This window comes from Pseudoalteromonas sp. McH1-42 (assembly GCF_022347845.1).
Taxonomy (GTDB): Bacteria; Pseudomonadota; Gammaproteobacteria; order Enterobacterales; family Alteromonadaceae; genus Pseudoalteromonas; species Pseudoalteromonas rubra_D.
The window spans coordinates 206,916-225,689 of sequence record NZ_JAKRFU010000001.1 but is presented as its reverse complement, the minus strand read 5'-3'; the positions used below and the strand labels follow the sequence as shown (position 1 = coordinate 225,689).

10 protein-coding genes are annotated in these 18,774 nt (G+C 49.0%); 8 read left to right on the top strand and 2 right to left on the bottom strand.

Features of this window, described 5'->3' with window-relative positions; translation table 11 throughout:
• Positions 1–22: 22 nt before the first annotated feature.
• On the bottom strand, positions 23–2,683 hold the full coding sequence (locus MHN31_RS00880) for a TonB-dependent receptor (RefSeq protein ID WP_239443182.1): 2,661 nt from the start codon (positions 2,681–2,683) through the stop codon (positions 23–25).
• A gap of 445 nt (positions 2,684–3,128) precedes the next feature.
• On the opposite strand from MHN31_RS00880, the gene MHN31_RS00875 reads away from it, so the two are divergent.
• From MHN31_RS00875 to MHN31_RS00840, 8 genes are all read left to right on the top strand, one after another.
• The gene (locus tag MHN31_RS00875) at positions 3,129–3,509 is read left to right on the top strand and encodes a hypothetical protein (protein ID WP_138537946.1); all 381 of its coding nucleotides are present in this window, start codon (positions 3,129–3,131) and stop codon (positions 3,507–3,509) included.
• 114 nt (positions 3,510–3,623) lie between these two features.
• Positions 3,624–4,991: a leucyl aminopeptidase family protein gene (locus MHN31_RS00870; protein WP_194867135.1), complete on the top strand. Its 1,368-nt coding sequence runs from the start codon at positions 3,624–3,626 to the stop codon at positions 4,989–4,991.
• Between the two features lie 152 nt (positions 4,992–5,143).
• Positions 5,144–6,259, top strand: a complete 1,116-nt coding sequence (locus MHN31_RS00865; protein WP_239443337.1) for a histidine kinase — start codon at positions 5,144–5,146, stop codon at positions 6,257–6,259.
• A complete protein-coding gene (locus MHN31_RS00860; RefSeq protein WP_239443181.1) occupies positions 6,256–7,095 on the top strand; it encodes a LytTR family DNA-binding domain-containing protein in 840 nt (279 codons plus the stop codon). The genes MHN31_RS00865 and MHN31_RS00860 overlap by 4 nt, the downstream gene beginning before the upstream one ends.
• A 440-nt stretch (positions 7,096–7,535) precedes the next feature.
• Positions 7,536–10,196: a glycoside hydrolase family 16 protein gene (locus tag MHN31_RS00855; RefSeq protein WP_239443180.1), complete on the top strand. Its 2,661-nt coding sequence runs from the start codon at positions 7,536–7,538 to the stop codon at positions 10,194–10,196.
• Between the two features lie 62 nt (positions 10,197–10,258).
• A complete protein-coding gene (locus tag MHN31_RS00850) occupies positions 10,259–13,216 on the top strand; it encodes a TonB-dependent receptor (RefSeq protein WP_239443179.1) in 2,958 nt (985 codons plus the stop codon).
• A gap of 71 nt (positions 13,217–13,287) precedes the next feature.
• Complete coding sequence (locus MHN31_RS00845) at positions 13,288–14,535, top strand: sugar MFS transporter (protein ID WP_239443178.1); 1,248 nt, start codon at positions 13,288–13,290, stop codon at positions 14,533–14,535.
• 49 nt (positions 14,536–14,584) lie between these two features.
• Positions 14,585–17,083: an exo 1,3/1,4-beta-D-glucan glucohydrolase gene (locus MHN31_RS00840; RefSeq protein WP_343224649.1), complete on the top strand. Its 2,499-nt coding sequence runs from the start codon at positions 14,585–14,587 to the stop codon at positions 17,081–17,083.
• Between the two features lie 58 nt (positions 17,084–17,141).
• Here MHN31_RS00840 and MHN31_RS00835 read toward each other — a convergent pair whose 3' ends face one another.
• Positions 17,142–18,614, bottom strand: a complete 1,473-nt coding sequence (locus MHN31_RS00835; protein WP_239443177.1) for an aminoacyl-histidine dipeptidase — start codon at positions 18,612–18,614, stop codon at positions 17,142–17,144.
• Positions 18,615–18,774: the final 160 nt, after the last annotated feature.

The window sequence follows — 18,774 nt, the reverse complement described above, 5'->3', positions numbered from 1 at the left end:
GTTTCTGGGTTACAGTAAGTCGTTAAAAGGTGTATGTTGCTTTTACGTAGTAGAAGCCACCGTTAATGCCAAATGGAGACGTTTCGTAGTAGATACCGCCCCAAGTGTTTGACGGCGTAAGCTCTGTGTTGCCATCTTCCAGGAAGTCGACCACTTTCTCAGCATCCTGGTCGAAGATGTTGTTAGCACCGACCGTCAGGCTGATATTTTCAGTTGCAAAGTAAGTCAACTCGGCATCGAATGTGAATGTTGGGTCAGCCATGATAGCGGTAGCATCATAGTCGACGTGTACACCCTGATATTCGCCATAGTAGTTGTAGCGCAGGAAGCCTGAGAATTCTTCCCATTGTTGCGTCCAGGTATAGGTTGCTCGGTGCTGTGGCAAGTCTTTCTCAAGACGGGCTACCTTGAAATCACCTGTGATGACAGAAAACTCGTCAACTTCAGTTTCATTCCAGTTATACGCAGCACTGAAAGTGGCAAAGCCGCCTAGCAGGTCCATAGAGTAGTTAGCAACAACGTCAACACCCTGAGTTGTGGTATCGAAGTCATTGGTAAAGAAGGATACCTGCGCAATGCTGTCGACGTTAGGTACACCATCTGCTTTCAAAGCTTCTTTTTGTGCCTGGGTCAAATCAATCTTATTCGATTGACTCAGACGGTCTTCTACCTGAATGTTGTAGTAGTCAATCGTCAGGAACCAGTCACCTGATTGATAAACACCACCGAATGTGTAACTTTGCGACTCTTCAGGCTGAAGCTCGGTACCGCCCAGGATCTGGGAAACTGGGTTAGTAGGTGGCAGCAGCGCCGAGTCAACCAATACACCACTACTTAGGTTGGTTTGTACGTTACTCACATTTGCCTGGCCGACTGTTGGAGCACGGAAGCCTGAGCTGACAGAGCCACGTAATGCAATGTCTTCGGTAACATGATATTGCCAGGTTACTTTGTAATTGGTGGTTGAGCCAAACGAGTCATAATCTTCGAAGCGCAGTGCCCAACCCATTAAAAACTCTTCAGTGAATGGTGTTTCGATATCGATGTAAGCTGCGTAGTTACGACGCGAGAACTCCCCCCCAGCTGAAGGCTGGAAGCCTGGAAAACCATTCGAACCGATACCAAACCCTTGGGTCGTTAACGGCCCCGCGATGAATGAGGCTTCATCACCCGGGATCACTTCAAACGTTTCTTCGTGCCATTCAAAACCAACCGCGACGTTAACATCGTAGGCCAGGTCAAAATCATACCCTTTAGAGAAGTCGGCGTTAAAATTCTTCTCAAGCTGAATGTACTTACCCGGGCTAAACTCCATTGGCGTGTCCGGACCCAACGACGCGTTGACCGTGTTAGTAATAAAGTAGCGTGATTCATTGCGGCCAACCGAGCCACTGAAATCGTAGTAGGCGCCTTTTAGGAAGCCATCAGTGAATTCCCCTTTGGTACCAATGGTCAAAGAAGTATCAGTAATGTTGCCACCAAAGAACGGCGTAAAGCCTGCTGGCAGGATGTTGTTAAATGCAAAACAGTTGGCAGCTGCAAGTGAATCTAGAGCAGCTTGATCCGGCAGACCATTGGCCTGGATTTCAACCACTGGGCAATTCAGCTGTTGGTCATAGCCATCCAACGAACCAACTAGTATCGTTGGGTTTGCTGCATCCCAGGCTGCTTGTTGCGCTTCGTCTGTCAGGTGGCGTCGTGCAGGGGCACCGTCGACATTACGGACCACACCGCCGTATACACCCGGACGCGTTGTTGGATTACGATAATAGAACCCGCCTTTTACATCGCGTTCAGAGTAGTTACCAAACATGTAAAACTGAGAATCGTTGGTCAGTTCAAGACCGACATTACCAAACAGTGTGATGTCGTCTTTGATTTCTGGTGCACCCCAAACCTGAGCCGGGTCTCTAACACCTTGTAAACCCGCATCTATAAATGCTTGCGCGTCAGGGCGTTGAACACTACGACTGGTTGGATCGGCTTCTTTGTATTGGAAGCTTAGGTTAGCAAAACCTTGGTCAGTAAAGGGCAGACCTATGTTACCTTCGATGGTTGTTGTGTCGCCGTCGCCTTCATAATATTGGCCTTGCTTGACGGAAACACTGCCACCTTCAGAGGCATCCTTAAGTACAAAGTTCAATACACCGGCAATGGCGTCTGAACCATATTGTGCCGCAGCACCATCACGCAGTACTTCCACTTGTTTGAGTGCAATGCTGGGGATGACGGAAATATCCGGACCCTGAGCACCATCATTAATCCCACCGCCCAGGAAGGCGATAACGGAAGAGCGGTGACGGCGTTTACCGTTGAGTAAGATTAAAGTTGAGTCTGCTGGCAGGCCACGCAGGTTTGCTGGACGTACCAGGCTGGCTGCGTCACTGATAGGGTTGGCGTGAACGTTGAGAGAAGGAACGGACCCTTTCAACAATTCCAGCATGTCATCGCCACCGGCCTTGCTTATCTCGTCGCCACCGATGATATCGATAGGCACGGGAGAATCACCAACCGAGCGAGGTGCAGCACGTGAGCCCACCACCGCGATTTTTTCTATTTTTTTGTTTTCGGCACCAGCATCGGCCTCTTCTGCCTGTACGCTGGTTACCGCCAACCCCATTGTTGCTGTTGACGCTAATGCAAATTTAATCGCACGACTTAGCGCGTTTGTCTGTAGTTTCATCCTGTTTCCCCAGTTATTATATGTTGTCATTTCTTACAATATACACAAGTTGCACATCTCACATTAACTTAATGTGTACTAGTTATTAAAGATAATTGCAAATATGTTCACTGCACCTTTAAAGGTAGCAGTGAATTTTACTAGGTCAAATTTTTCAATAACTTTTTGTTTGTGGTACAAAAAATAATCTTTTTTGGGGGTTTTTAAGGTACATTTCAGCATGAAAGATGTTCACCAAAATGTCATTATTGTGCACTCTGGCGGGTTTTTTTGTCGAGATGTTTAAAATGTGAACTGTTGTATTCTTCATCTAACTCGCTCATATGTTATTGCCAAGCGGGTATTCGACTAACTGGTTAGGGACTGTTGATCAGACTTACGTATGCTAACGTCTCGTTTTTATTTCTGCTAATATTGGGGATACTAAGATTTCCCAAGAATGTTAATGCGATTAATTAAAGTAGTTCACAAAGCACCCATTCGAGTTGCAAGGATCAGTAAGAAGCGTCAACAAATAAAGCTCCGACGTGCTTTGGTTGGTTTGAAAATAGCATTGGCTCAGGAAAAGCAAGAAACCCGTGAGATGTTGGACATATACAAGCGATACCCTCAGGGCGGAGTGTCTAAGCAAGAGTTGGCGGCGGCAAATCATCAGTTTTTTGATATTTTGAAGGGCCTGGGCCTTGGGGTATTTGCTTTATTACCTTTTGCGCCTATTACCATTCCGCTGATTGTTAAGCTCGGCCAGTGGTTAGGGGTTGATGTGCTACCCAGCTCATTCTCATTAGGTAAAAAGCCTAAAAACTCCAACAAATCAGCCGATTAAGAGTCAGCAGATAACTGTTCCTAGTTTATTACTGTGCTTTGTGCATCCAGTGAGTGAAATATTTTTCCCACCTTGGTATTCTCTTGTCAGGTTTATGTAATTCAAGAGGCACGTATGAGTAATTTACTTGTTCACTCATCACAAGGAATACCGGTACATTTCATAAAGGAAGACCAGCTTAGCGAATGGCTAGAGGAAAATGCGCCACAAGCCAAGAGCATCACGCTGGCCACCAGACAGAAAGCACAAAAAACGTTATTGATCCCAGACGTTCAAAGCGGCGACATTCAGGCCGTACTCAGTCTGGTCGATTCACTGGATGATATGTGGCTGGCTGGTGATTTACCTGCTCAGTTACCGCAAGGCACCTATCAGCTGCAGGGTGATGAGGCATTTGTTGAACAGGCTGCGCTTGGTTACCTGCTAGGTGCATACACATTTGATGCATACAAGAAAGCATCTGCACCGAGCGCGAAGCTGGCGATTGAATCAGAGACTATGTTGAAAAAATTGCAGGATCAAGCTGATGCCATCTACTTGGTCAGAGATTTGGTCAACACGCCAGCGGCGGACATGATGCCGCAACACATGGCTGAAATTTGCACAGAGATGGCGGCGCAATTTGGTGCACAGTTTACTCAAATCGTCGGTGATGAATTACTGGAACATAACTATCCAACGATTCATATGGTTGGCAGAGCAAGTGAAAACAAGCCACGCCTGCTAGATTTGAGCTGGGGTGATGAACACGCTCCCAAGCTGACTTTGGTCGGTAAAGGTGTCTGTTTTGACTCGGGTGGCTTAGATCTCAAACCAGCTTCCGGCATGCGCAACATGAAAAAAGACATGGGTGGTGCTGCTCACGTGTTGGGTCTTGCTCATATGATTATGGCGGCTGGATTGCCTGTTCGTCTGCGGGTATTGATCCCGGCAGTTGAGAATGCTGTGTCGCGCAATGCATTTCGTCCGGGTGATGTGATCCAGACGCGTAAGGGTCTGACAGTTGAAATTGACAACACGGATGCCGAAGGTCGTCTGGTATTGTGTGACGCACTGGCAGAAGCACAGGCAGATGGTCCTGATCTGTTGATTGATTTCGCCACTTTGACGGGTGCATGCCGGATAGCGCTGGGAACTGAGTTGCCGGGCTTCTATAGCACAGATCAGGAAGTGGCCAATGGTATGATTGCTCAAGGTAATGCGCTTCAGGATCCAATCTGGCAACTGCCTTTGTTCGATCAATATAAGGCTCTGTTTAAGAGCGACGTTGCAGATATGGCAAACTGTGGTTCTACGCCATTTGGTGGTTCAATCACCGCTGCATTGTATCTGAAAGAGTTTGTAGAACCTGAACAGACTCCTTGGGTGCACTTTGATGTGATGGCGTGGAACATACGCGCCTTGCCGGGCCGACCTGTTGGTGGCGAAGGGCTTGGCCTCAGAGCGACGTTTGCGTATCTTGAGCAGCGTTACGCGTCGTAATTTGCTCTGACAAATGTCAAATTGATGAGAGGGCCATTATGGCCCTTTTTTCGTGTTTCTAAATAGGGAAATCTGACGGGCTCGGTTGCTATAATTTTAAAAAGTCTTAGAGTATCGGAGGTTAGGCCTTTATTCTGAGTACCATTTTGTCTGTGTTTTCACCTCAACAATCTGAACTGGCACCGCTTGAACCTGAATCATCAGCATTGCCACATTTGTCGAAACAGTTTTGGAGCTTGCAAATTGCCGGGTGGCTCGGCTATACGGCTGTGGTGTTTCTGGCAATCATTCAGCCTCAGTTTGACGCGCCCGGTTTTAACCTGGCCGGGCAGATCATAAACCTGGGGGTCGAAAGCCTTAGCGGCTTTATGCTCTCCCTGTTGCAGTGGCTCTTTATTCGCAAAATCATTCATCAGCCTTTGCAGCGCACCCTAGTTATCAGTTTTCTCTTTGCAGCCTTGCTGGGACTCATTTATAACATCATTAAGCTCGCCAGCTATAAAGTTATCGTCCATGATCAACGCTGGAACGAGGCCTGGACCATGCTGGAGTTTGGTGGCTGGCTGCTGTTCTCTTTGACCACTATGTTCGTCTGGACTTCGATATTTTTTATCATGCTGTATAACAGTCGATTACAGAAAGAGCATGAACGTTTGTTAAGAGCGCAGACCCAGGCAAAGGATGCACAGCTACAGATGCTGCGTTATCAGCTTAATCCGCACTTTATGTTTAATACGATGAATGCTATCTCAACGCTGATCCTGAAACAGGATAACGACACGGCATCAGAAATGCTCGATAAGCTGTGTGACTTTTTCCGTCACTCACTTGAGGCCACGCAAGGCAGCAGGATCCCGTTAAAAGAAGAAATTCAGTTGATTGAATTGTATCTGGCGATAGAAAAAGTCCGTTTTGGACACCGCCTGTCGGTGCGCTATGAGATTGAACCGCAAACGCTGAGGGCATTGGTGCCGAACATGCTATGCCAGCCTGTAGTTGAGAATGCCATTAAGTATGCTATTGAGCCAAGTAAACAGGGAGGAGAGGTTACCATCTCGGCAAAGCAGCATTTACAGCAACTCATTATAGAAATTTCAGACTGCGGCACTGGCTCGGATGAGGGCGCCGATAAAGGGTTTGGCATAGGACTAAACAATGCTAAAACCAGACTGGATGTGATGTATAACGGTGATTTCACTGTGTCTTTGAATAAAAATACAGCCGGAGGTAATACCGTGACCTTAGTGCTACCATACGAGGTTGAATGACCATGACAAAACCACTGAGCGCCATCATAGTGGACGATGAACCCCTTGCGCTGGAGGGGCTGAGTCTCAGGCTGGCTAAAATCCCTGAAATAGAAGTGATTGGTCAGGCCGAAAATGGCGATGATGCGATCCGTTTGTGCCATGAATTGAGTCCGGACGTGCTGTTTTTGGACTTACAGTTGCCCGGGCTTAATGGCATTGAAGTGGTTCAGGCGATACAGGCCGATGTTTTGCCTATGGTGGTTTTTGTCAGTGCTTACAGTGATTACGCCCTCGAAGCCTTTGAGCTTAATGCCATTGACTATGTTTTGAAGCCCGCGAACCTGGGTCGGTTGCAAAAAACGGTGACCCGGATCCTGGAGCGTCGACAGCCTCGTCAGGCCGAGCAGGAAAAATACCGCCTGTTACAGGCATTGACTAAAACTTCCGGGTTGGATGTGGCTGAGTTAGAATCCTGGCTGGAAACAGACAGCCCGTTGCCGGCTATGCAGAACAGGGAACTGGTTATTAAAAACAGTGATAATGAGCAGGTCTTTGTTCCGATGGACACAATCCGCTGGATTGATGCTGCCGGCGATTACATGTGCGTGCACACTGAGTCAGAAACTCATGTCCTGCGCATTACCATGAAAAAGTTACAGACTTTGCTGGATGAAACCCTGTTTGCCCGGATCCACAAGTCGACCATAGTTAACTTGAGTTATGTCATTGCGATTAAACCCATGCGAAATAACGAGAGTCTGGTGACGCTTAAAGGCCAGGTTGAACTCAAAGTAAGTCGCAACTATAGTCAGGCATTACATCAATTTGTTGCTAAAAAGAAAACGTTGAGCTAGTTGCTTCGCGTTAGTACAAGCAAGAAATATCAGTGGGGCGCCAGAAGTATTACCCCTTCTGGTGCAACGACTATATGGTTTGGTGCAATATGTATGTACCCGATACCCTCCAAAAGCCAAGAAAAACAAAAGGCTAACCTTTCATCTTATTTTTGTATCGTCTTGTCGTGCACTATTGTGGCCCACGTTCTTGTGTCGCAACAGTCGCTCGTGATGGCGCGTTTCCATTGTAACATTCAGGTTAATTTAACAGGATAGCCTCAGGAGCAGACCGAATTGGTCTCCGATTCGCTGCTCATTCTTTGTAGTACGGACATTGCAACTGGCTGCACCTGGGTGCGATTGATTGCAAATAACAACTACAGCGGCTCTGTGCCAGACTGTAAAAAGAACAGGTCCGCGCTACACAACAATCGGTTCGATTAGTTGGAACACACATTATGATAAAAGTTGCAAAATCCTTCACCAGTCTTGGTGTCTTGCTTGCGATAGCCGGTTTAACTGGCTGTGGCGGCGACGCTAAAACCAACACTGATCTGAGCAAAACGGATCCTCAGACACCGGTCTCTGACTGGCAACTCGTCTGGCAAGATGAGTTTGATGAGACACAAATCAATACTCAAAACTGGACGCACGAAGTGAACTGCCTGGGTGGCGGAAATGAAGAACGTCAATGCTACACCGATGAATCGGTCAATTCGTATGTCAGCGATGGGACATTGAAAATAGTTGCGCTTCGCGCTGCGGATGATGCTCAAAAGCCCTATACATCTGCGCGCCTTATTACAAAACACAAAGCGGATTTTAAGTATGGCCGCTTTGAAATGCGGGCGAAACTTCCCAGCGGGCAGGGCAGCTGGCCGGCATTTTGGATGCTGCCAACCGATGAAGTCTATGGTGGCTGGCCTAAATCAGGCGAGATTGACATAGTTGAAGCGGTGAACCTCAAAGCACAAGATGCGGATGGCATGCCTGAGGCCCATGTCTACGGGACCTTACATTATGGCAAGGATTGGCCTGACAACGTTCACTCTGGTAAAGCGCATAGCTTACCGGATGGTGTGAACCCGGCCGATGACTTTCATACCTATGCGGTAGAATGGCAAGAGGGAGAGATACGCTGGTATGTTGATGATTATCTTTATGCCACGCAGCGACAGTCTGAGCCCCTGTATGACAGTAACGGCAACGTATTTAGTCTGAAACACCGGGGGTGGTTTGCCGAGTATCATGATCAGGGCAGCGGTGAGCTGGTAACACACTGGGACAGTGCACCGTTTGATCAAAATTTTTATCTTATCCTGAACCTGGCTGTTGGTGGCAATTGGCCTGAAGCGGTTAATGAAACGGGCGTCGATGCTGATGCCTTTGCAAACGGGCAAACCTTTGAAGTGGATTATGTCCGGGTCTATCAATGTCAGCAAAACCCGCAAACAGGCAAAGGCTGCGAAACGATCCGCGCCGGATGGGATTCACTGGATGATGCACTGGTTGAAGGTAAAGCGCCCAGCCCACCGCCGCCTGCGACTTCAGGGGATAGTCTGCAAATCTTTGACGGTGAGCTCAATAAAGACTGGCCGGCATGGGATTGTTGTGGCGGCAGCGTTCCTGCTTTAGTCGAAGATGACACTGCTGGCATGGCGGTCGAATTTAGCGTGGGCAGTGAGCCTACGGTCAATGGGTTTATTTCTCGAGATCCGATGGCGTCTGATGCTGGTGGTAGTCCCAGCCCGTTCGATGCCTCTTCGTTGATTGAGTCCGGCGTTGTGCGTTTCGATTTGAAAGTGACTTCTGCGCCCGCGAATACAGAGGCGCCCTGGATGTTAAAAATAGAAAGCGCAAACGGAGAAAAAGCAGTTGAACTTGCGTTGTCTGAAAGCGCAGAAGGGGTAATGCCAGCGGTTGGGCAATGGCAAACCTTCACGTTCTCGTTACAGATGTTGGCTGAGCAGGGGCTGGATATCAGTAGTATTGATGCATTGCTTATTTTCCCGGCGTGGGGCAGTGGCGAAGGCGCAGTTTATCGCGTCACAGATGTTGCGATTGTGACACCAGACACAGCCACTGCATTGGTGGTGTTTGAAGAGAGCGAAAATCCTGCCTGGCCAATGTGGGATTGCTGTGGCGGTTCTTTACCTACGGTTGAGCTGGACGATGATACGCACGGCAATGTTGCAGAGTTTGTGATCGGTGATACAGCAACGGTGATGGGGTTTATTTCCCGACAAGAGTTTATTTCAACCGAAGGGGTTAGCGCGGCACCATTTGATGCCTCCTCTATCCTGTCCAACGGCGTGATTGAGTTTGATATGAAGGTGGTGAGTGCACCACAAGACGCCACTGCAGCCTGGTTCTTCAAAGCTGAATCAGTGGGCGCGGAAAGTGCTGCTGAACTGACCCTGGATAAGAGTATCCAGCAAACAGCTCCCGAGGTTGGCCAGTGGCAAACCTATACATTTACTTTAACGGACCTGGTGGCAGCAGGCCTGGACATCAGTGCGATTGACGTCTTAATGGTTTTTCCCAGCTGGGGCCAGGGGGCTGGCGCAGTATACCGCATAGATAACGTGAAAATTTACGATCCGAATCAGGCGGATGACTTTGTTGGTGAAGTGCTATTTGCCGATGACGTTAAAGCCAAATGGTCGCTGTGGGATTGTTGTGGTGGCTCTACCCCTACGCTTGAAAATGATGATATGACTCAGGGCATGGTAGCGGAATTTAAAGTTGGCGCCGAGCCTACTGTGATGGGGCTGTTTGCTGAAGACGGCCATTATCTTGATGCATCACCCTATCTGGAAAAGGGCTCGGTTCAGTTTGATCTTAAAGTAGTGACAGCGCCCAATGATAGCAGTGCGTCCTGGAAGTTTAAGATAGAAGCGCTGGATGCCAGTTTTGCACTGGAGCTTAATCTGACCGACAGTCTGGAGGCTGTGGCGCCTCAGGTTGGCCAGTGGCAGACCTATACTTTCCCACTTCAGACACTGCAGGATGGTGGGGTGAATGTTAGCGGCATTGACATCATCATGGTTTACCCAGCCTGGGGGCAGGGTGAAGGAGCTGTATACCGGCTCGATAATGTGATGATCACAGCGCAATAAAACCAAACCGATGGCGTGGCATTGCCACGCCCAGACAGCGAAAATTATTCAAGCAGGTCATTATGAATACAGTAAATTATAAACTCTCACATGTCGCGATTCTGATCGGTGCGGTGCTTGGTACTTCAATGGTACAGGCTGAGGAAACTGAGCCGCAGGTTGCTGAGGAAACGCCCGAAGTCATAGAAATTCGTGGCATCAAGGGCAGTTTGATCCGCTCTATGAACGTCAAACGAGATATGTCTGGCGTGGTGGATGCGATTTCAGCAGAAGAAATGGGTAAATTTCCCGACACCAACCTGGCAGAGTCTTTACAGCGCATTACCGGTGTGGCAGTGAGTCGCAGCAATGGTGAAGGTAGTCAGATCACCGTACGTGGCTTCGGCCCGGACTTTAATCTGGTAACACTCAATGGCAGACAAATGCCAGGAACGGGTAATAGCCGTTCTTATAATTTTGAAAACCTGTCATCCGATGGGGTTTCGGCGCTCGAAGTTTATAAAACAGCGCGCGCTGACAATCCGACAGGCGGGTTAGGTGCGACGGTGAATATTGTTACTGCTCGCCCTCTCGACAGTGGTGCTGAGAAAATGTCGTTTTCAGCGAAAGCAATCCACGATTCTTCAAATGTCGCAGGCGATGACGTTACGCCAGAGATCTCAGCCTTGTACTCCAATGCATTTTTGGATGACACCGTCGGGTTTGGCTTTACCATTAACCACCATCGCCGCGATTTTCAACAGCAAAGTGCCAATATCCAGGGGTGGCAGGCGAATGTCGATTTACCAACTAACCTTGAAGCAGACAGCGTCACAGACAATCGCCCTGTAAACGATCAAGGTGTGCCCGCAGGTGATTATTTTTTCCCTCGGGATATGAACTATCAAATAAGTGATTTACAGCGCGAGCGAACCAACGGTCAGGTTGTTTTCCAGTATGCGCCCACTGATGACATTGTAATGACGCTTGATTATACCGGGACTAAGTCTGTTACCGGTAAGAATGCGATTTCCTGGGGTATGTGGAACGACTACGGCGGTAATATCAACGGCTATGAACTGGATGAGAACGGCACCGTTGTGTATGCCGATATCAGCGGTAACGACGGGTCTTTCAGCGCCTCACGTTCAACTACTGAAGTGAAAGAGCGCTCAGTTGGTTTTAATATTCAATGGCAAGCCAGTGATGCTCTGAGTCTGAGCCTGGACTATCACGATTCTCAAAGCGAAACCGACAATGGTGCAGACGCCGGCCTGGGTAGTGAAGGCACGCTGGTACTGGGCTCAGATCAGTTAACGACCAAGCGCTACGATTTTCGCAGCGGTGAGATCCCGCACGCTGAAATTCTGTGGCGAAATGGCACCAATGAGCTGGCAGCCAGTGAAATCGACTCTCACTTTAGTCAGTTTGTACACTCTCCGGGCAAAGCAACCGTCGAACAGTTACAGCTCGATGGTGTCTGGGAAAATCTGAGTGACCGTTGGGCTCTGGTGAACATAAAATTTGGTGTGGCTCGCACAGAGCAGGAAATGAGCGGATCGAATGCCTGGAGTGGCTTGATAGGTGGGTTCCTGTTTAATCCTGCCTGGCCGGAATTATTCCCCGATGGCATGTTTACCCAACATGATACCAGTGACTTTTTAAATGCATTTGATGGTGGCGGCAGTGCGTTACAGCCACACTATTACTATACCTTTGACTTCGATGAGGTTGCCGCTCGCTCTGAAGCCTTTTTGACCAATGAATTACTCGGTGGCAATGATTATTTTGCGACTACGGCGTATCACGACATGGGGACCTTATCGCGAGAAAGCGTGACGGAGGAAACCAGCAGTATTTACTTGTCAAGTTTTTGGGAATTTGAGGTTGCCAATTATCCGGTACAGATAAACGCAGGTGTTCGCTACGAGCAAACCGATGTGACCAGCAACACCTTCCAGCCTACGCCTACTGCTGTCTGGTGGAAAGGCGGTAGTGAGTGGCATACCCAGTATTTACCTGATGGCGATGCCTTCTTTACCGTGGAAGGCGAACATGATGTGGTTCTGCCTATGGTGGACTTACGCGTGGATGTGACTGATGAGCTGGTTGCCCGAATGTCCTGGGGCAAAACCATTTCGCGGGCACCACTGGGAGATCTGGTTGGCGGGCGGAGTCTGTCAAATAGCCCTAAAATTGGCTCTCGCAATGCCAGCGAAGGCAATACCAACTTACAACCATTTGAGTCGACTAACTTTGACCTCAGCCTCGAGTATTATTACGCCGAGGGCAGTTACTCAGCCATTGGTTACTTCGATAAGTCGGTGAAAAACTTCATTGGCAGTCAGATAAACTCAACGACTGTTGAAGGCTTTAACGACATCTATCAGGGACCCAGATGGTTGCAAGCCGTTGCCGATATTGAAAGCCGGGGTGAGCAAGCCACGAATGATGCCATTTTTGCCCAGATGCAGGCCAATGGCGCAACCCTCAATGAGCAGGGGTATATTACGCCAAACGCCGATGACCCTTTGATAGTGTGGGATTTTACACGGCCATTCAATGCGCCCGATACCAAGTCAGTTGATGGCTTTGAAGTGGCTGTGCAGCACCTGTTCGGCGAAACCGGATTTGGCGTCGGGGTGAACGCGACATTTGTAAATGGTGATGTGGAGTTCGATGTTGCCAGTCTGGAGCAACAAACCCCGCTTACCGGGCTCAGTGACTCGGCAAACTTTCAGGTGTTTTATGAGCTTGAAGGACTGTCTGTGAAGCTGACATATGCCTGGCGTGATGAGTACCTGATCGGAGTCGGCCAGGATCAGGGATCTTCCGACAACCCGCCGCAATTTGCCAAGGCCTTTGGTCAATGGGATATGAGCGTCAACTACGATATGACAGAGCAGCTGACGGTGTTCTTCGAGGGCGTGAACCTCAATGATGAAACCGAGCAAGGCTTTGGTCGTTATGAGCGTCAATTCCTGTTCGCCCGCCAATACGGCCCCAGGTATGCACTGGGCTTCCGATATAAGTTTAATTAATTCTAAACCCGCTCTGGTTTTTGCGTTAAGCAGGACCAGAGCCTGCTGGTAATATTTTTTGGAAATTCGTTATGGCTAGTTCATCCGTGATACTGGATACCAAGCATGAGTCGCAATCCGCTCAGGCGCACAGATTTGCGCTGTTTACGCTGACGACTCTGTTTTTTATGTGGGGCTTTATTACCTGCTTAAATGACATTTTAATCCCTTATCTCAAAGGGGCTTTCGATTTAACTTATACACAGGCTATGTTGGTGCAGTTTTGCTTCTTCGGTGCCTATTTTATCGTTTCTGTGCCAGCCGGTATGTTGGTTGGCAGGATTGGCTTCAAAAAAGGCATCATCACTGGCCTGAGTGTCGCAAGCATTGGGTGTTTGTTGTTTTATCCGGCCGCTGAGCTCGGTGTTTATGGGTTATTTTTAGGCGCGTTGTTTGTATTGGCCTCTGGTATTACCGTGTTACAGGTTTCCGCCAACCCTTTTGTAAGTGCGCTCGGGCCTGCCAGGACAGCTTCGTCGCGCCTGACTATGACACAGGCATTTAATTCGCTTGGCACTACGGTTGCGCCATTTTTTGGTGCCTTGCTTATTTTCTCAGGCAGCAGCGAGCCGGCACATGCTGATGCTTCTGCGGTGCAATTTCCTTATCTGATGATAGCGGCCACCCTTGCGATACTGGCCATTGTCTTTGCCTTTATCAAACTGCCATCACTGGGTGTACAGTCGCAAGGTGCACCGTCATTAAAAAAAGCACTGCAATATAAACACCTTAAGCTTGGGGCCGTGGCGATTTTTCTCTATGTCGGGGCAGAAGTGGCGATTGGCAGTTTTTTAGTGAATTTCTTACACGATCCTCGTATTGCCGGCCTTAATGAAGCACAGGCAGCACAGCTTATCGCCTATTACTGGGGCGGGGCTATGGTCGGACGTTTCATTGGTGCACTGGTGATGCAAAAAATTGCAGCAGGTAAAGTGCTGGCATTTAATGCAGTCATGGTCATTGCACTGTTGTGCGTCGCTGTCGTGACCGAAGGCCGTGTGGCGATGTGGTCTGTATTGGCCGTCGGCCTGTTCAATTCAATTATGTTTCCAACCATTTTCAGCCTGGCAATCGACAAGCTGGGCGAGAGCGCCAGCCATGGTGCTGGCGTGTTATGTCTTGCGATTGTGGGCGGTGCCATTATTCCTTTGCTACAGGGGATGTTAGCTGATGCATCTGGCGTACAGTTGTCGTTCCTGCTACCGGCATTGTGTTATGTATTTATCGGTTATTTTGGGCTCAAAGGACACCGACCTGTATTGCTACCTACGGAGAAGTAAAGTGAAGAAAACAACAAGCAAGATTTCACTCAGCGTACTAGCTGCCGGTATCTTAACCGCATGTGGCGCCGGGCAGCCCTCGCCGGAAGTTAAGCAAGGGCTTGATATCTGGCCCAAAATTTACTCTGAGGTAGCCCAAGACCCTGAAATTGAGCGTCAGGTTTCGGTACTACTTAGCAAGATGACGTTGGAGCAGAAAGTGGCGCAGATGATCCAGCCGGAGATCCGTGACATTACGGTAGCAGATATGCGGCGCTACGGGTTTGGCTCTTATCTCAATGGCGGCGGAGCATTTCCCGGGAACAACAAGCATGCCAGTGTTAAAGACTGGGTTGATCTGGCGGAAGCTATGTATCAGGCATCCGTAGATGACTCATTAGATGGTATTGATATTCCTACTATGTGGGGGACCGATGCGGTCCATGGTCACAACAACGTGATCGGGGCAACCTTGTTTCCTCATAACATTGGGCTGGGGGCGGCCAACAATCCCAAACTGATTGAACAAATTGCCCAGGCAACGGCAAAAGAAGTGATGGCCACGGGCATTGATTGGGTCTTCGCGCCCACAGTGGCAACAGTACGTGATGATCGCTGGGGTCGCACTTATGAAGGCTATTCGGAAGACCCCGAGATAGTGAAAGCATACGCCGCAGCCATTGTGCATGGCTTGCAGGGGCATGCCAGCGAGGACTTTTTGGGCGATGACCGGGTCATCAGTACCGTGAAGCATTTCTTGGGTGATGGCGGCACCGTGAAAGGCGACGATCAGGGTAACAATGTCGACTCTGAGCAGGCGCTGTTTGATATTCATGCTCAGGGTTATGTGGGCGGTCTCACGGCAGGAGCACAATCGGTGATGGCCTCGTTTAACAGCTGGCAGGGCGAGAAGATACACGGACATCAATATCTGCTGACCGACGTGCTGAAAAACAAAATGGGGTTTGATGGTTTTGTGGTGGGCGACTGGAATGGTCATGGGCAAATACCCGGTTGCAGTAATGACAATTGCCCTCAGGCTGTGAATGCGGGCCTGGACGTCTACATGGTGCCTACCGATGCCTGGAAACCTCTGCTTGAGAACACCATTGCACAGGTCAGAGCGGACATCATTCCTATGTCGCGCATAGATGATGCTGTCAGTCGTATTTTGCGGGTGAAGCTTCGCGCAGGCTTGTTTGATAAGCCCAGCCCGGCACAGCGTCCACATGCTAACAATACACAATTGATAGGTCACGAAGCACACCGGGATATTGCGCGCCAGGCGGTGCGTGAGTCATTGGTTTTGCTTAAAAACAATCAACAGTTATTACCGCTTGCACCCAATCAGCGCATTTTGATAGCCGGTGATGCTGCCAACAACATTGGTAAACAATCAGGGGGCTGGACTATCACCTGGCAGGGTACCAATAATCAGAACTCGGATTTTCCAGGTGGTCAGTCTATATACGACGGATTTGCCCGGCAGATAACCCAGGCGGGAGGTCAGGTTGAGCTCAGCGAAAATGGCCAGTATGAAATCAAGCCTGACGTAGCCATTGTGGTATTTGGTGAAGAGCCATATGCCGAAGGGCATGGTGATCGGGAAACCTTGATTTATCAGCATGGTAATAAGCGAGACCTGGCTCTGTTAAAGTCACTGAAAGCGCAAGGTATCCCTGTGGTCTCTGTGTTTATCAGTGGCAGGCCTATGTGGGTTAACCCGGAGCTCAACGCCAGTGATGCCTTTGTGGCCGCCTGGCTGCCTGGCTCGCAGGGCGAAGCCGTTGCCGATGTTTTGCTAAAAAACAGCGAGGGCAAGATACAGTATGATTTCACTGGTCGTCTGTCTTTCTCCTGGCCAGCCCATCCAAGTAAGCCGGTTAATCGTTTCGACCAGGATTATGCGCCTTTGCTGCCTTACGGTTTTGGTTTGAGTTATGGCATGTCCTCAACGCTGAGCAACAGTTTACCTGAGGAGACAGGTGCCGCGCTGAATACCTCAGATGTGTATGAGGTTTTCAACGGTAAAACTCAGCAACCCTGGCAGTTGAGGCTGTTCTCAGGTAAGCAAAATCTTGCTGTCACCGCAAGCAGTATGACGCTGTCTAGTCTGAGTTACAGAACCATAGATAAGGAAATCCAGGAAGATGCCTTTCGGCTTGACTGGCAGGGCATGAAAGCAGGTGTTCAGTTTGTCAGTGGCAATGGTTTCAGAGAAGATCTGGCTCGTTACCAGGCTGGGGGTGGTGTGCTCAGTATGACCGTAAAACGTGGTAACACGGTTGCAGACCAGGCATTTGTTGGTATGCACTGTGAAAGTGAAGGAGATATGCCAGGAAGCTGTCGGGCTCAGGTTGATATTGGCGCTGAGCTGAACAAGCTGGCAGCACAGCAGTGGCAAGTGCTGAGTATAGACTTACAATGCTTTGCCAGCCAGGGCGTGAAGTTTGATCAAATGGTGATGCCATTTGAACTGTCTGCCACTGGCAGTATGAGCTTGTCGTTTAGTGATATCAGTATAATGCCGGCAGGTGATAAGCAGGCTACACTCCAATGTCAGGATTAAAACTTGGCTTAACATGGTTCAGGCACCGTAAGGTGCCTGAACCAATCATTGAGCGATATTAGTCGCGCTCAGGAATATTCTGCAGCAATGCCTGCATTTGTTGCCAGTACAAGCCAACCGATGCAATATGCACTTTTTCGTCAGGCGAGTGTGGGAACTTGATGGTTGGACCGAAAGAAATCATATCCATGTCAGGGTAAGGTTCTTTGAACAAGCCACATTCGAGTCCCGCGTGGATCACCATGATATCTGGTTTGTTACCATAAATCCCTTCGTACATATCTCGGAAAATGTGCACTAAATCTGAGTCCGGGTCTGGTTTCCAGCCAGGATATGCACCTGAAAACTCAATCTCTGCGCCAGCCAGGCTTGCCAGTGAGCTCAGTGTGCCTTCGACATCTGTGCGACCTGAATCAATTAAAGAGCGGATCAGGCAAAGCACTTCTACTTTGTCGGCTTGTGTGGTGATCACACCCAGGTTAAGTGACGTTTCAACCACGCCCTGAATATCATCACTCATGCGTACAACACCATTCGGGCAGGCATTGAGCAGCGCAAGCAGGCTGTGTTTAGACTGTTCTGACATTGCATCAAGCGTGCTGTCTGTGTCGTTTACTGCAAACGTCAAGTTGGTTTCAATTGCACCTAGCTCATTGCTCAGAACAGCTTCAAACTCACTCAGGCGCTGTTCAAGTACACTGCGCTGCGCAGGTGAGATGGCGATAGTTGCATACGCTTCTCGCGGAATAGCATTACGTAGTGAACCGCCTTTAAAGGCCACCAGGCTAAAGTCCACTCCACTTAGGTGATGTTTTAATGCACGCGCTAAAAGCTTATTTGCGTTACCCCGCCCGGTATGGATATCAACGCCAGAGTGGCCGCCTTTTAGGCCTTTTAAACTGATCTCTACAAGCTGATGGTCTGCTGCTACAGCTTGACGCGCAATATTGACTGTCATGCTGGCATCTACGCCACCGGCACAACCCATGTAAATCTCACCTTCCTGCTCAGAATCGGTATTGAGCAGAATGTCGCCTTCCAGCCAGCCTGCTTGCAGACCAAACGCACCAGACATTCCGGCTTCTTCATCTACTGTCAGTAACACTTCCAGTGGACCATGCGGGATGTCAGAAGACGCCAATACTGCAAGACAAGACGCCATACCCATGCCATTGTCAGCACCTAAGGTAGTGCCCTGGGCTGTGACCCATTCACCATCTATGTAAGGGCGAATTGGATCTTTGGTAAAGTCGTGATCTGTATCGTCATTTTTCTGCGGCACCATATCGATATGTGCTTGAAGCACAACCGGTTTACGATTCTCCATGCCTGGCGTGGCTGGCTTTTTGATAAATACATTGCCCGTTTCATCGCGACGAACAGCCAGGTCTTGTGACTTTGCCCAGTCAACAATAAAGGTCGCTAATGCTTCTTCGTGTTTTGACGGGTGTGGGATTGAGCAGATCTGATCAAAGAATTGCCATACGATCTGAGGCGCCAAATTGGCGATGTCGGAATGAGGTTTAAACACCGGGTTCCCCTTATTTGAGCTATTGTCTTCCAGCCTGAACGTTTGGCAGTTCAGTGGTGCTGGGAAGTGGGTAAAAAGTGGGGGCAGTTTACCACTCGTAGGTGTTTAGGGTCGAGTAGATAAGGCCAATTCAGTGTGAATGCTAAACTGGCCCTGTAAA

Coding starts and splice junctions, on each gene's coding strand:
- MHN31_RS00880 (WP_239443182.1), bottom strand. CDS start 2,683: ATGAAACTACAGACAAACGCGCTAAGTCGTGCGATTAAATTTGCATTA.
- MHN31_RS00875 (WP_138537946.1), top strand. CDS start 3,129: ATGCGATTAATTAAAGTAGTTCACAAAGCACCCATTCGAGTTGCAAGG.
- MHN31_RS00870 (WP_194867135.1), top strand. CDS start 3,624: ATGAGTAATTTACTTGTTCACTCATCACAAGGAATACCGGTACATTTC.
- MHN31_RS00860 (WP_239443181.1), top strand. CDS start 6,256: ATGACCATGACAAAACCACTGAGCGCCATCATAGTGGACGATGAACCC.
- MHN31_RS00855 (WP_239443180.1), top strand. CDS start 7,536: ATGATAAAAGTTGCAAAATCCTTCACCAGTCTTGGTGTCTTGCTTGCG.
- MHN31_RS00850 (WP_239443179.1), top strand. CDS start 10,259: ATGAATACAGTAAATTATAAACTCTCACATGTCGCGATTCTGATCGGT.
- MHN31_RS00845 (WP_239443178.1), top strand. CDS start 13,288: ATGGCTAGTTCATCCGTGATACTGGATACCAAGCATGAGTCGCAATCC.